Raw genomic sequence first — 13,514 nt, 5'->3', positions numbered from 1 at the left:
TTTTGTGCGTTTTTGCGGTTATAGAGGAGCGACTTCGTCGGCTGAGGCTGGCTATCCGTCCCGAACATGTGCGGTCCGGGCTACATCTTCCGTTCTTGCGGCGACGAGATGACTTTTGCGGCGTTAGGCTACCGGTGCCGGCGCCAGTGAACGTGCGCGGTAGCGCCCATCTGCCTGATCAAGCCGGTGGACGAATTCGAACACCTGCGGCCGCGGAGGCATGCAGCATCTTCTCACGGCCGAAGAGATTGAACGGTTTACCTTCGCTCTCCTCGATTATGGATTGCGCCTGCAGTCTCATGAACTCGTCGGCGTATTCGCGGCCCTGTGTCTGTTCAATCGCCGTGTATTGTTCGTTCAGTCTCGCAATCAGCCGATCGCCGGACCAGCGAACGATTGTCTGTTGGATTCGAACAACCCAATAAGCGATGAACAGAGCGGCACCGGCGACGATAAGCGAGAGGTAAAGCGGCGAAAGCCAATTCACTTGGCCATCGAACGTCCTCGCAACCCACCAATACGGCTCGTGCCAAAAGAGCAGTGCGGCGCTCACGCTGACGCCCAGCAGCGCGATCGCTGCGGCAAATCCCAGCGTGAAGACGGTGTAGAATTGGCCGCGGGGCATCCGGAAACCTCCGTTCTGGAGCTCAACGCCAGATTGCCGCAGATGGGCGCCTCCTGCAAGGCCGCCAGAAGGCCCCTCAGTCGAGATAGGAGGGGCGCTGGACGCGCTGCATGGCGAGGATAGCCCTCTCGAGCGCGCGCTCCCGGCGCGCCGCCAGACGGGCCGCGGCCGTCGGCTTCTTCACATGGGCTTTAGGCCGCTTCTTGCGAGCCTTTTTGACGGGGATCGGTATACCGGGTGCGTGATGGAGTTCGCAGCGCTTGTTGAGCTGGCCTTTGCGGATCCTGCTCTTGGTCGTGAGAGCCCTGAAGGTCCGCCCGCAGCAAGTCTCGGCACAGGTCGACTGATAACGGATCATCTCAACGTAGCGGCCGTCTCGGGTCCAGTGGTCTTTGGTCCCGAGGATCTGGTACTGCCGACCTCGAGACTTGAAGATGCGGCCAGGGGTGAAGCGGTTCAATGTTGTCTCCCCGTATTGTGGGCGAATGCCGGCGGCGTGGATGGACGCAAAAGCAGGAGCGGGCACCTCGACAGCGGTGGAGCGGCCAGCGGCGGGGGTGTCAGCGGTGTCAGCGGATTCCGCCCAAACGGGTTCGGGGGAAAATAGAGGGAGGAGGGGGAAAAAAGCCTTGGTGTATCCGCGCGCGCAAGTGACACCGCTGACAGCCCCGCCGCTGGCGAGGGCGTCAAAGCGTCATTCCCGTCAGCGCTGTCAGCGCTTGTCAGCGTGTCGACGCCTCCGCCGCTCGCGTTGTGGATTCTGGAATCGGTCATCAAAAACGCTGACAGCGTTGACACCCGCTGACAGCGCTGCCGGGGCCGTAACATCATGCTGCGCCTCCATCTGGCGCCCGCCGACCTGCTGCAGCGACCGCGATTTCGCCGCGTATGGCCTCGCGGCGCTCGACCTCGACCCTCCGGATGTCTTCGAAACGTCCGTCGTGGACGGCGGGATTGATCCGCCAACTAGCCGGATCGGAAGTCGCCAAACGGACCCATCCATCGGCTTCGAGGCGGCCCATTACCGCTAAAAGCTGCTTTGGGTTCCTGCCAAGACTGCGGGGGCGAGCCCTTTTGACCTCCCTGGCCGAAATTCGGAGCGGTGGAGTAGGGCGGCTTAGGATGTACCCCGCGATCCATCGCGCCTCGTGGTCGTGGCCGGCGCCATCGAGCACGGTGGTGTGGATGAAGAGGGCGTGAGCGTAGAGAAACTCCTCGACGTAGCGCCGAGCCCTCCTGGCCGTTGCGGCCGAGATCAACTCGTCCGGGGGCAGCTCGATCGCTTCAGCGACAATGGCCCATTCGATCAGGTGGAAGGCGAGGGCATATCGCCCGAACTCGGCGTCGGTCTTGGCCAGCCACGTCTTTAGCCCCGACGGGATATCTGGCCGAGCCATTTCTCTCATTTTGAAGGCTTTGATGGCCCACAGCTCTTCCGCGGCCTCCGGGGCGAAGCGGTAGGTTGCCTCGCCGAGGCTTGTGAGTGCCAATGCAACGCGCGGGATCGCAGCTTCGATGGCCGGATCTTCAGCGTTATCTTCGCCAAGCCCCAGTTGCCGAATGGCGATTAAAGCGAACCTCTGCAGGAGCCCGTCTGTTTCGAGGTCGGCAGCAAGCCGTGCGATCAGATCGTCTTGAATGCCTCCGATGATCGAAACAGCCAAATTTGGAGCTTCGACCGATCCGCGGCCTTGACGATCGACGCGGTAGGGGGCGCCTTCTTTCGCCTCAAGCCAAAGCGCTCGATCTTTGGAGCCCTTCGCCCGATACGCGTCCATGCCTCCGAGCCAACCGGAGAGCTCATCGGAATATTGGATCAACGGTGCAATTTCTGGCGTTTCGGCCAAGCGCGTTATGATGGCTTCGGTTGTGCTGTCGTTCGAGATTTTTGAGCGCGACTTGGGCGGTGTCGGCTTCACCATGACGTCTGCCGGATGCCCATCGGGCTCTGCCTGCTCGTCGGCCCTCTTCTTCTTTGAGGTCCGAGCCGAAAAGGCGAGCTCCGCCTGATCGTAGTCGGCCATTTGCTTTGCGAAAGAGGCTGACCAGGCCTTGTTTACGGGATTTGCAAAGGCAAGAGCCGCTTTCACCGCGGCGGACTTGGCAGAGCCTGGGTCGCCGACTAGCGCGGTCCAAAGCACACAGAGCACAGACCAGGAGCTCCGGTTTTGATACATTTGCAGTCGGTTCGTGGCGGGAATGAGCGACCCCACGACAGCTACCGCGGCGGCGGTGATCGCGTCCGAGTTCACGCCAAGGGACCGAGCTCGGTCCCTTCCAAACGCGTGTAGGAATGGGGGAACGATGCCGTGCAGCATGTCCTGGGGCGGCTTTTCCTGTTTCCAAAGGTCGGCTGGTTCATCCCAAACGTTGGCCGGCGAGGGCCTACAAGCCGTTTCAACGGCGTCGAACTCCACTTCTGGGCACCAGATGCCTGCGGGATCCTGCGCGTAGTTGTAGGCGTTGCGAACGCGCGTCTCGATGTGGTCGTAAGCTTTCTCGGCGGCGCGGGGCCAATGCTCAACGATCAGCTCCAGACACTTTTCCTGGCTGACACCAAGGCCGCGGACGTGGCAGGCCGTCACGTACGTGCTGCGCGCTGCTGCACTGCCGGCCAGGAAAACTATCGCGCGTTCGATGCTTGCCGGTTGGTCCAGCTCGACCAGGGGAACGGCGTCATCAAGCGCTACGCGCTCGCGAGGCCGGCCGCAAGCAATGGCCCACGCCTCGGGAAGAGCGGCGAATTCTTCACCGCCGATCAGGCCATATTCTTTACCGTCGACAGTGCTGCCGCCTCCCACAACGTAGCCGCCGACGCCGCGAACATCGATTCCGGGGCCGAGCTTTGAATTGCTGTTGCCCAGGGGCCACGGCGCTACAAAATAGCGATGTTCACCGCCAGAGGCCGTGCGGAATGTCATTGTCGGAGGGAGCTTGCCCAAGTGCTCCTCGAGTTCTGCGAGCGATTCCTTCCCCGGCTTTGCGTCCTTGATGTCGATATCGATTACAGCAAGGAAACCGTTCAAGAAGGGAAGGCCCGTTCGCAGGCCGACGTTGCAAACTCGATAGCCGCCCGCCCACAGCTTCCTCACGCGATCGGTATCGTGGGTCGCGATATCTTTCCAATTGTCCTCGAAGACCGGAGTTTTCCGATTGGGTGACAGCGGAAACACGTCAAAGCCAAGCTCGGCAAGACCGACCGCGATGTCGATTTTCGGCTGCAGCTTAGCGAGGGGAGTTCGTTGTTTCGTAACGGTGCTTGTGATATCCATCTCTTGGTTTCGATTTTTGGCCCCGTTCGACCTGGCAGTCGGCGGGGCCATTCTTTTTGGCGCCCGCGGGGGCATGGCGGTATTGGCCCTAGTGTCTGGTCTTTGGGAATGCTTGGCCGGCGAAAAATGAAGCGCTTAAGCCGCTTGGCTTTCCGACGTTGACTTGCGACGCCGACTCCACATCCAAGCGTCTAGGTCCGTCACGTCGTAGAGCACGCGACCAGGGATCGGGTTGATATAGACGGGACCGCCGCCTTTCACGCGCAACCGCTCAAGCGTCGCCGTCGAAAGGCGGACGTGCCGAGCTGCTTCTTTTGTGTCGAGAAATTGCTGCATCTGCTCATCCATTAGGTTCGAAGGGCGTTCCGAACGTGCAAGACCGAATGGAATGAGCGATCTGAAAACTACGCGCTGCCCGATGCGCGGGACTAAGCTTGCACCATCTGATGCTATCAAAGATCGGCTGAAAGGCAAGACAGCCGGCTGTGGCCTTCTCCCCTTGTAAATAGGAATTGAGGCGCAGCACACAAATTGCGCCGCGTCTCTTTGTTTCAGCCGGCTACAGCTATCTGTTCAGCGATCGCAACAACGTTGTCGCGATCAAAGGCAAGTTCAGGTTTGCAAAAATTCGGCTTCGTGCCGACAATCTTACGGAGCTCGGCCTCAAGGATCGCCGCAACCCGCCGCTTCTCTGGCAGCATGTCGTACTTGTCGTACGTCGCGGTGACATCGCCCTCGAGATGATCAAGCAGCGCTTTGACATCCTCGCGCTTCGCGCCGCCGCGGCGCGCGATTGTTGCGGCGGTGCGCCTCAGATCGTGTGGTGTGAAGTGCGCAATGCCGAGATGCTCCCGGATGCCCTTGCGCGCCGGCCGGTTGCCTTTGGCAGGCCGGCCGTTCAATGCCGCGGACAGAGCGTCCCGGGTGATTGGCAGAAACCGATCGGCGTCCGAATCGCCGTCCGGCGCCGCATTTAGCGGACTTGGTGCGGGCGCCGCCGACCACGAACAGAAAACGGCGCCTTGATCGTCGCGCTTGATTGCCTCCCGAACACTGGCAAGAGCTAAAGCATTCAGCGGGACAATCACTTCGCGACGCTTCTTCACCCGATGTTTTGGGATGTGGTACTGCGGATCCTCCCCAGTGAACCCGATCAACTCAGGGATGAGCAGGCCAGCGGACTGGCCAGGCCGAACCATGGTGGCCAAGATGAAACGGAGGGCAAGGGCGACAGAGCGTCCGGCGGGCAATTCCGGATCGTCCAAGCCCCACCACAAGGTCCGGATCTCCTCATCATTGAGGACGCGCTCCCGGGCCGTTTCTTGGTAGCGCCGGCGCATGTCCGCCACCGGGTTGATCGGCACGTGCTTACGCCCAGGCTCCTTGGCCCACGAAAAGAGGGTGTGAAGGACAGATTGTGTCCGGTTGGCCCCGACCGGCGCCGTGGCGCCGATCTCCTCGAGGAGCTCTGCCACATCGTCATCGGTGATATCGGCAGCGATTCGCCGCTTCCATTTCGCCCGGGGCTTCTTCAGATAACCCTCATCGTTCTTCCAGGACGATTTCCTTACCTTCGCGTATTGGTCCAGGTAGAGCTGGGCGAGCTCGTCGAAAGTCAACCGGTCGCGCTTGGGCCGATTCGCACGCTTCTCGGCGGCCGGGTCGGCTCCGTTGGCAATGTTCCCCAGCAGGATTTTCGCTTGGGTGCGGGCTGCCTCTGGCGCCAGCTTGCCGACGGCGGCCACGGTGTAACGCCGCACCGGGGCTGTACGGCCGGTTCCCGCCCGATATACGATAATGAATGACTTGGCCCCGGTGGATCGGACGCGCACCCCGAACCCGGGAAGCTTCGCGTCCCAGACTGTGTATTCCGAGGCCTTCTTTTCCAAGCCGTCGACAAGGCTTTTCGTGATGGTTTGACCGCTCATTTGCCCTCCGGGAAGCACGGGGGAAGCACCGCGGCGCCAATCACAGCAGACGGAGGATGACACCAGATAAGGACGGCCGAGACTTTCCGTCGGGTGATCCGGCGCTTGAGGGCCAGTGAGGGCAGGTGAGGGAATAGCTGATATGTTTTGGGTACTGCAGGTCGTTGGTTCGAATCCAGCTGCCCCGACCAGTCCCGGCATTGAATCCCTTTCATTTTCCTCGTGATTCCGACCTGTCCGGCGTTCCGGGCGAGGGCGCAGATACTGCGCCTGCTTCGCCCGCGCGCTGCGTTGAAGGAGAGGGCGCGCAACCGGCGCTATGCCCCCTATTTCCTTCAGGCGAGGTCTTCATGTCGATCAGTGCGATTGCTTCAGCCAGTGCGACCGCGACGGCGTCCCCGTCGGCCGCCACGACGTCGGCATCCTCGACGTCGGCCGCTTCGTCGACGTCAGCGGCGTCGGCGACATCGGAGACGTCGTCCTCGCAATCGGCGGGCGGCAGCGCGGGATCGGGCGGCGGCAGTTCGGCCAAGACCATCGTCAGCGAGGTCTCCATCACCATCGACGGTGTCACCACCACCACGATTACCTATTCCGACGGCACCACCGAGGTGCAGACCTCGGCGAGCGCGCAAGGCAGCCAAGGTAGCCAAGGCAGCCAGGCGGGACAGACCTACAACGCGCAAGGCGCGCTTCAAGCCAATGGCGAGGCCGCGTCCAGCGCCGGGGTCTGAGCGAACCTGGTGAATGATCGAAGCGTCATCGAACCTTTGGCTGTCGCCATAGACATATGTGTGTTGGGGATTTCAGCGCCCAATGTCTAAACGGACGCCGCCAAGCGATGATATTCCGCTTGCGCGGCGTTGCGCTTTTCCGGCGTCATTTTGGCAAGGATCCGGCCGATTAGCCCGATGCGTGCCAGCCCGGCGGAAACGGGACGAACGGCCAGACCAGCTGGTTGTCGTTCGCGGCTTGCGGCAGCTCTTGCGCCGGCGTCCTTGCGACCGACGCAGGCGACATCGATCGCAGCGCCAGGCGCAGACGTGCACATTCCAAATTCATTATGGTCGCCCTGACGAGTCGTCTCGAAAATTCAATCGCAAAATCAGGCGTCAGCTCAATCAATATTCCCGCGCCAAGCCGGCGCGGGCACTCTCAAATCATGCGCGTACTCTAGATTGATCGGCGCCGGCTTTCAACCGCCCTGCGGACATTGGCCTGGGGAAGTAAGGTTGACCGGTTAGGTTAAGGACGAGCGGTCGTTGCGGCCGCTCTGGCGATCGGTATCAGATTAGTCCCGGCTCCCGACGGGGCCTGCAATCCGTGCTCACACTAGAACACAATTCATCGCGGCCTTCGCGCCGGTTGGGTTCTGCGCAAGTGAGTTCTGCGTCAGTGAGTTCTACGCCATGTCCTTCGATCGCAATCTCCGACCCGCCGGTCCGCAATCGACCTGGAGCGAGGTCTGGCACCTCTGGACCGTGATCGTTCCGCGCCGCTCGATCAACGGTCAGCTCGTGTACGGCAAGGTCTGGCGCCGCCACGACGGCCGCGACTGGATCTACAAGAAGTTCACCGAGTTCGACGGTGAGGAAGCGGCCTGACGCCGCGGCCTATCCCGGTGCCTGCACGCGCGGCAGCGGCAGTTTGAAGTGACGTTTCGCATAGGCGATGATTTCGGCGTCGGAAGGATGGTCGGCGGCCTCCACCGCGGCAATCCGCTTGGCAATGTCGGGGGCGTGCGCACGAAGGTGGTTGGCTAGCTCCGTCTTCGCGCTCGCCGGACCGATGATGAGGATCTCACCGGCATCGGCGAGGGCTTTGCTCACTTCGGCGTGGAACGCCTTGTCGGGGGCGGCATGGCCGCTGCCGACCGCGTTGGCCTTGTGATGAAGGTGACGCGTTGCCAGTTGCGGATGCAACGTGACTTCGTCGGAGCCGGTCAGGCCGAGATGGAAGATCCTGGCCTGCGAATGGTCGATCCATACCACGGCGTGAAAATGAGAGGGCATGTGCTTGGGCCTTGTCCGAGGGGAGGCCGCCGACATCTGTGAGGCGGCGCGTGTCGTGACGACATTAGGCCGGCCGGCGCCACGCCTGGTTGACCCAAGTCAATCGATCATCGCCCAGCCGCCAAGACGATCGCCCGGCGCGCTCCGAAGGTCGTCTCTCTCGGCTCAGGCTGCCTTCGCCGCGCTTGCCGCAGGCTTGGGCGGCGGGGGCTTCAGCGGCTTGTCCTGCTTCTTCGACCACGAGATGTAATAGGCCACCGTCGTCATGATCGCGATGCCGGCGACGCTGACGAAGATCTGCGCGAGCAGCGAGCCCGAGCTCATCGACAGCTCGAAATGGCCGACAAAGGACAGGAACACGCCGACGCAGAACACGGCGAGCGACTGCTGGCCGCAGACGATCAGGGGATCGAACACCTTCCATTCGAGCCCAGGCCATTCCTTCGGCACGAAGCGGATCACCAGGATCACGATCACGACGAAGTGGATGAAACGGTAGGGCGCGAGGTTGGTCTTGTCGTTCGGGTTGAAAGCCGAGAACAGCCACTCCGGGAACATGCCGCCGAGCGCGGGGAAGCGGCCGGCCATGGTCATGACCAGCGCGAACAGGAGGTAGCCGAGACAGAGATAGAGCGTGATCGGCGCGTTGATCAGCGTCATCGAGCGGCGCGCGCCGCCCATCGCGCACCAGGCGCCGAACACGAACAGCACCTGCCAGCAATACGGGTTGAAGTACCACTGGCCGGCCGGATAGGCGTTCAGATTCCAGCCGAAATGGCGCGCTGCCAGCCACAGCACGATCGCCAGCACCATGGTCACGTCGGGCTTGCGCAGCATGAACCACAGCACCGGCGGGAACAGCCCCATCAGCACGATGTAGAGCGGCAGCACGTCGAGATTGAGCGGCTTGAAGCGCAGGAACAGGCCCTGGCGCAGCGTCTCGGTGGCGTTGTCGACGAGGCCGGCGACGTTGAACTCGTTGATCATCTCGCTATCGCCGAAGCGCAGCGCCAGATAGCTGATCGAGGCAATGTAGATCACGAACAGGATGATGTGGGCGACGTAGAGCTGCCAGACCCGCTTGGTCAGCCGGGTGGCGCCGACGATGAAGCCGCGGTCCAGCATCATGCGCGCATAGACGAACGAGGCGGTGTAGCCGGAGATGAAGACGAACAAATCGGCGGCGTCGGAAAAGCCGTAATTGCGCGTCGTGATCCAGTTCACGACGTTGTCGGGGATGTGGTCGAGGAAGATTGCCCAGTTCGCGACGCCGCGAAACAGATCGAGCCGGAGGTCACGGCCTTTTTCGGGGAGCGTGGCGTTGATGTTCAGGAAGGCCATGCGAGGTGAGCTCTCGAAGGGGGCGGGCAGGCTGAAGTCGGGGAGGCAGTGCCACCGGGCGAGATCCCGGCGCGGAAGGCGGGTACGCAATTGTCACGGTGCAGCATAATGACTATACCGTCGCAGAGGCTACCGGGGAGGCGGAATCACCAATCAGTTCCCGATCGGTGTCTCTATACTATCCCTGAGCTTTCCACCAACTGCCACCCTGACGCATCGAAATCGAACGAAAAGTCGAAAAACGAGGCCCGGACCACCCCATGACCGCACGCATTTTCAAGCCCGCCAAGAACGCGATGCAATCCGGCCGGTCCAAGACGAAGGAATGGCAGCTGGATTACGAGCCGGAGCAGCCGCGCGCGGTCGAGCCGCTGATGGGCTGGACCTCGTCGGGCGACATGAAGCAGCAGATCACGCTGCGCTTCCACAGCAAGGACGAGGCGATCGCCTATTGCGAGCGCAAGGGTATCGCCTACCAGGTCATCGAGCCCCAGGATTCGATCCGCCGCCCGGTCGCCTATGCCGACAATTTCTCGTTCCGCCGCGGCGAGCCCTGGACGCACTGATCCCCGGCAAACTCTATCGGGACGTCATGCCCGGGCTTGTCCCGCCTGCGCGGCCGAAGCCGCTTCGGCGAGGCGAAGGACCGGGCGTCCACGTTTAGGGGCCGGAAGAGCGCGCGGAAAGCGATGCCGTCCTTCGGACGGCTATGCCCGGCATGAGGGCGGAGAGGCATCCTGCGCGTCGGCGACAACGCGGTGGGCCGTGTCTGCCCCTTGGGTGCCTCTTGGCACCCCTTCCGCCCCGTGCTTCGGTACCCCGCATGACACGACCATAACGAGGGCAGGGTATGGCCGGGCGTGACCAGCTCGACAGCGTCGATCTGAAGATTCTCTCCGAACTGCAGCAGGACGGACGGGTGCGCAACAACGAGCTGGCGCTGCGCGTCGGCGTGTCCGCGCCGAACTGCCTGCGGCGGCTGAAATCGCTGTTCAGCCGCGGCGTGATCCGGGCGGTGCGGGCCGTCATCGACGAGCGGCGGCTCGGCTATGAAGTCGTGTCGTTCGTCTCGATCCAGCTCGGCAGCCAGGCTCAACCGGTGCTGGAAGCGTTCGAGAGCTCGATCGCCGCGATCCCGCGCATCCAGCAGTGCTGGCGGATTTCCGGCGACACCGACTATCTCCTGAAATGCGTGGCGCCGAGCGTCGAGAGCATGCGCCAGCAGCTGTTGCACTTCGCCGCGATGCCCGACGTGAAGAACGTGCGCAGCTTCCCCGTGCTGGGTGTTGCAAAGGATGTCCCGCTGCCGCTGCAGGACATCGCGACTGCGTCCGTCGGTTAGCAGGTCACGCCGCCGGCGGCCTGTATTTGAATCAATTGCGATCGAGTTGGAGGAAATCGTCGCGCCAGACGCCGCGCAAGCATGTCTCGTCGGCACTATAATGCTGATTAAATCACCTAACTGAGAAATGTGATTATGACATCCCTGCAATGCGCTGAACCGTGATTGATGGTTCCGGTGGTTGGCTTACATGCGGGGTATGAGCTTCAGCGCGCATCGCACGTCGAGGGCTCATATGTGGGACTTCTCAAGTAGGAAAAGACAAATGACCTCGGTTACGAAGACGTTCGCAGTTTCCGCCGCGACGCTGTTCGCGTCCGCGTTTCTGGTGCTGACGGCACCGACTGCGAAAGCGGAAGATTACTGCATCACCAACGGCGCGCAGGCCGCTCATGGCTGCGGCTATCCGACGATGGAAGCCTGCCGCGCTGCTGCCGGCGGTATCGGCGGAACGTGCGCGCAGAGCGGTGGGAAGAGCGCGAGCGATTCCCTCGCCTATCAGCCGAAGCACTCGCAGCCGCGCGCCAAGCTTCGCTCGGGCGGCCAGACCAACTCGAATTGATCGGGGTCAAGTCTGGTGGTTTCGACCTTTACGGCCTTCGGGAGTGATCCCGGAGGCCGTAAATGTTTGAGAGCCGCGGCGCTTCATGGCGCTCGCTCCATGCCGTCCTAGCGATAGCGCCCTCGAAACTCGCGGGGGCTCGCGCCCGTCCAGCTGCGGAAGGCGCGGGAAAAACTCTTGTCGTTGCGGAAGCCGGCGATCTCGGCGATCCGCTTGATCGGCATGCGGCCGCGCATCAGCTCCTGTTTTGCCAATTCGAATTTTGCCTCTTCCTTGAGGTCGCGCAGCGAGGTGGCCTCCTCGCGCAGACGCCGGTGCATGGTGCGGGTTGAAAGCGCCAGCTCGCTTGCGACATCCTCGGCGCCGAGACTGCGCCCGCGCGCATTGCGCAGCACGCGGCGGACCCGCTCGACCAGCAACCTGTCGCGCCGATAGGGCAGCACGGTCAGCCTGAGCGCGCCCTTGAGCATGTTGTCGAGATCGACGGGACTGCGCGTGAGCGGCAGCGAGAGATAGTGCTTGTCGAAGACGATGGCCGCGTGGTCGGCCTCGAAGCGGATGGTGCGCGAGAAGATGGTCGGATAGACCGAGACGTGGCTGGGCTCGGGGAATGGAAATTCGGCGAAGCGGAGCGCGATCCTGGAATCCACCGCCCAACAGGAGAAGCCGAGCACGTAGCGGAGCAGGGTGACCAGGCAGAATTCGCGGAAAGCGCCGAGGTCGCGCAGCTCGCGAATGGTCACCGTCGCGGTCTCCTCGCCGACCTCGAGATCGAGCCGCACGTCCTCGGTGAGCAGGCGGTGGTGCCGGCACCAGCGTTTGAGCGCGACCTCCAGCGTCGGCGCGGTGATCGAGGCGCGGCACAGCATGCCGTAGGTTCCGAAGGGCAGGCGCCGCGAGAACCAGCCGAGCGCCTCGTCGTCGAGCTCGCGCATCGCGTGGTCGGCCAGCGCCTCGAACTGGGCGGCCGTGACCCGCCCGTCCGGAGAATTGACAAGGTCCGGCGCTATCTGCCCCCGCTGCAGCGCTTCAGTCGGGTCCAGTCCGTAGCGCGCATAGGCGCCGACCACGCCGCGGACGAACGCGGCAGGGGTCACGGCACGGCGCGGGATCGCGGTTGCGACTTGAAAAGGCATGGCGAACCCCAGGGAACTCCTTCCGGAAAATCCTCGCCAAGTTTGGCGGAAAATGCAACCTTTTCGACCGCAAGAGGGCCCTGAGCCCGCTAGGTTCGGTCGCCAAAATAGGGAGGAATCGCCTTGAATATCCCGAGCATCGATTTCGATCTGGGCGAAGACATCGGTATGCTGCGCGACACGCTCCGCTCCTTCGTGGAGGCGGAGATCACCCCGCGCGCCGCCGAGATCGAAAAGGCCAATTTGTTCCCGGCCGACCTCTGGAAGCGCTTTGGCGACCTCGGCCTGCTCGGCATGACCGCGCCGGAGCAATATGGCGGCTCCAGCATGGGCTATCTTGCCCATATCGTCGCGATGGAGGAGATCTCGCGCGGCTCGGCTGCCGTCGGCCTGTCCTACGGCGCCCATTCCAACCTCTGCGTCAACCAGATCCGCCGCAACGGCAACGACGCACAGCGCCAGCGCTATCTGCCGAAACTGATCTCCGGCGAATATGTCGGCGCGCTCGCGATGTCCGAGCCGGGCGCCGGGTCCGATGTGGTGTCGATGAAGCTGCGCGCCGACAAGCGCGGCGACCGCTACGTGCTGAACGGCTCGAAGATGTGGATCACCAATGGCGGCGATGCCGACGTGCTGGTGGTCTACGCCAAGACCGATCCCGAGGCCGGCCCGCGCGGCATGACCGCCTTCCTGGTCGAGAAGGGGTTCAAGGGCTTCACCCATGGCCAGCATCTCGACAAGCTCGGCATGCGCGGCTCCAACACCTATCCCTTGTTCTTCGACGAGTGCGAGGTGCCGGAGGAGAACGTGATGGGCAGGGTGGGCGAGGGCGTCAAGGTGCTGATGTCCGGCCTCGACTACGAGCGTGCGGTGCTCTCGGGCGGCCCGCTCGGGATCATGGCGGCGTGCATGGACGCTGTCGTGCCCTACATGCACGAGCGCAAGCAATTCGGCCAGCCGATCGGTGATTTCCAGCTGATGCAGGGCAAGCTCGCCGACATGTATGCGACCTGGCAGGCCACGCGCGCCTATGTCTATGCAGTCGGGCGAGCCTGCGACCGCGCCGATCACGCGCGGACGCTGCGCAAGGATGCGGCGGCCGCGATCCTCTATTCCGCGGAGAAGGCGACGTGGATGGCCGGCGAGGCGATTCAGGCGCTCGGCGGCGTCGGCTACACCTCCGAATTCCCGGTGGGGCGGCTCTGGCGTGACGCCAAGCTGTACGAGATCGGCGCGGGGACGTCCGAAGTCCGCCGCATGCTGATCGGCCGCGAGCTGATGGCCGAGACGGCTTAA

General features: G+C 62.9%; 14 protein-coding genes. 6 read left to right on the top strand and 8 right to left on the bottom strand.

Going from position 1 to position 13,514, the window contains the following annotated elements; translation table 11 throughout:
* Positions 1 to 178 precede the first annotated feature (178 nt).
* The 5 genes from CO669_RS25200 to CO669_RS25180 form a co-directional block, all read right to left on the bottom strand.
* Positions 179 to 625, bottom strand: a complete 447-nt coding sequence (locus CO669_RS25200; RefSeq protein ID WP_097662634.1) for a hypothetical protein — start codon at positions 623 to 625, stop codon at positions 179 to 181.
* Positions 626 to 701: 76 nt separating this feature from the next.
* Positions 702 to 1,085, bottom strand: coding sequence for a hypothetical protein (locus CO669_RS25195; RefSeq protein ID WP_097662633.1), 384 nt, complete (start codon positions 1,083 to 1,085; stop codon positions 702 to 704).
* Between the two features lie 367 nt (positions 1,086 to 1,452).
* A complete protein-coding gene (locus CO669_RS25190; protein WP_158228791.1) occupies positions 1,453 to 3,897 on the bottom strand; it encodes a DUF3987 domain-containing protein in 2,445 nt (814 codons plus the stop codon).
* Positions 3,898 to 4,032: 135 nt separating this feature from the next.
* Entirely contained in the window at positions 4,033 to 4,233 is a 201-nt protein-coding gene (locus tag CO669_RS25185) for a helix-turn-helix domain-containing protein (protein ID WP_245444474.1), read from the bottom strand.
* 215 nt (positions 4,234 to 4,448) lie between these two features.
* Positions 4,449 to 5,825, bottom strand: a complete 1,377-nt coding sequence (locus tag CO669_RS25180) for a tyrosine-type recombinase/integrase (protein WP_158228790.1) — start codon at positions 5,823 to 5,825, stop codon at positions 4,449 to 4,451.
* A gap of 350 nt (positions 5,826 to 6,175) precedes the next feature.
* On the opposite strand from CO669_RS25180, the gene CO669_RS25175 reads away from it, so the two are divergent.
* Both CO669_RS25175 and CO669_RS25170 read left to right on the top strand, forming a co-directional pair.
* Positions 6,176 to 6,559, top strand: a complete 384-nt coding sequence (locus CO669_RS25175; protein WP_097662629.1) for a hypothetical protein — start codon at positions 6,176 to 6,178, stop codon at positions 6,557 to 6,559.
* Positions 6,560 to 7,234: 675 nt separating this feature from the next.
* Complete coding sequence (locus CO669_RS25170) at positions 7,235 to 7,429, top strand: hypothetical protein (RefSeq protein WP_097662628.1); 195 nt, start codon at positions 7,235 to 7,237, stop codon at positions 7,427 to 7,429.
* A 9-nt stretch (positions 7,430 to 7,438) separates the two neighbouring features.
* Here the strand turns inward: CO669_RS25170 and CO669_RS25165 are convergent, their stop codons facing one another.
* Both CO669_RS25165 and CO669_RS25160 read right to left on the bottom strand, forming a co-directional pair.
* A complete protein-coding gene (locus CO669_RS25165) occupies positions 7,439 to 7,816 on the bottom strand; it encodes a translational machinery protein (protein ID WP_245444472.1) in 378 nt (125 codons plus the stop codon).
* Between the two features lie 186 nt (positions 7,817 to 8,002).
* Positions 8,003 to 9,178, bottom strand: a complete 1,176-nt coding sequence (locus CO669_RS25160) for an OpgC domain-containing protein (protein WP_097662626.1) — start codon at positions 9,176 to 9,178, stop codon at positions 8,003 to 8,005.
* 260 nt (positions 9,179 to 9,438) lie between these two features.
* Between CO669_RS25160 and CO669_RS25155 the strand changes: the two genes are divergently transcribed.
* The 3 genes from CO669_RS25155 to CO669_RS25145 all read left to right on the top strand — a co-directional run bounded on the left by CO669_RS25155 (position 9,439) and on the right by CO669_RS25145 (position 11,082).
* The gene (locus tag CO669_RS25155) at positions 9,439 to 9,744 is read left to right on the top strand and encodes an ETC complex I subunit (protein ID WP_097662625.1); all 306 of its coding nucleotides are present in this window, start codon (positions 9,439 to 9,441) and stop codon (positions 9,742 to 9,744) included.
* Positions 9,745 to 10,028: 284 nt separating this feature from the next.
* A complete protein-coding gene (locus tag CO669_RS25150; protein ID WP_097662624.1) occupies positions 10,029 to 10,520 on the top strand; it encodes an Lrp/AsnC family transcriptional regulator in 492 nt (163 codons plus the stop codon).
* A gap of 265 nt (positions 10,521 to 10,785) precedes the next feature.
* Positions 10,786 to 11,082: a DUF3551 domain-containing protein gene (locus CO669_RS25145; protein WP_097662623.1), complete on the top strand. Its 297-nt coding sequence runs from the start codon at positions 10,786 to 10,788 to the stop codon at positions 11,080 to 11,082.
* Positions 11,083 to 11,189: 107 nt separating this feature from the next.
* Here CO669_RS25145 and CO669_RS25140 read toward each other — a convergent pair whose 3' ends face one another.
* The gene (locus tag CO669_RS25140) at positions 11,190 to 12,218 is read right to left on the bottom strand and encodes an AraC family transcriptional regulator (protein WP_097662622.1); all 1,029 of its coding nucleotides are present in this window, start codon (positions 12,216 to 12,218) and stop codon (positions 11,190 to 11,192) included.
* A 123-nt stretch (positions 12,219 to 12,341) separates the two neighbouring features.
* On the opposite strand from CO669_RS25140, the gene CO669_RS25135 reads away from it, so the two are divergent.
* The gene (locus tag CO669_RS25135) at positions 12,342 to 13,514 is read left to right on the top strand and encodes an isovaleryl-CoA dehydrogenase (RefSeq protein ID WP_198964253.1); all 1,173 of its coding nucleotides are present in this window, start codon (positions 12,342 to 12,344) and stop codon (positions 13,512 to 13,514) included.

Source organism: Bradyrhizobium sp. Y36 (assembly GCF_002531575.1).
Classification (GTDB): Bacteria; Pseudomonadota; Alphaproteobacteria; order Rhizobiales; family Xanthobacteraceae; genus Bradyrhizobium.
This window is presented reverse-complemented; position numbering and strand designations above follow the sequence as displayed.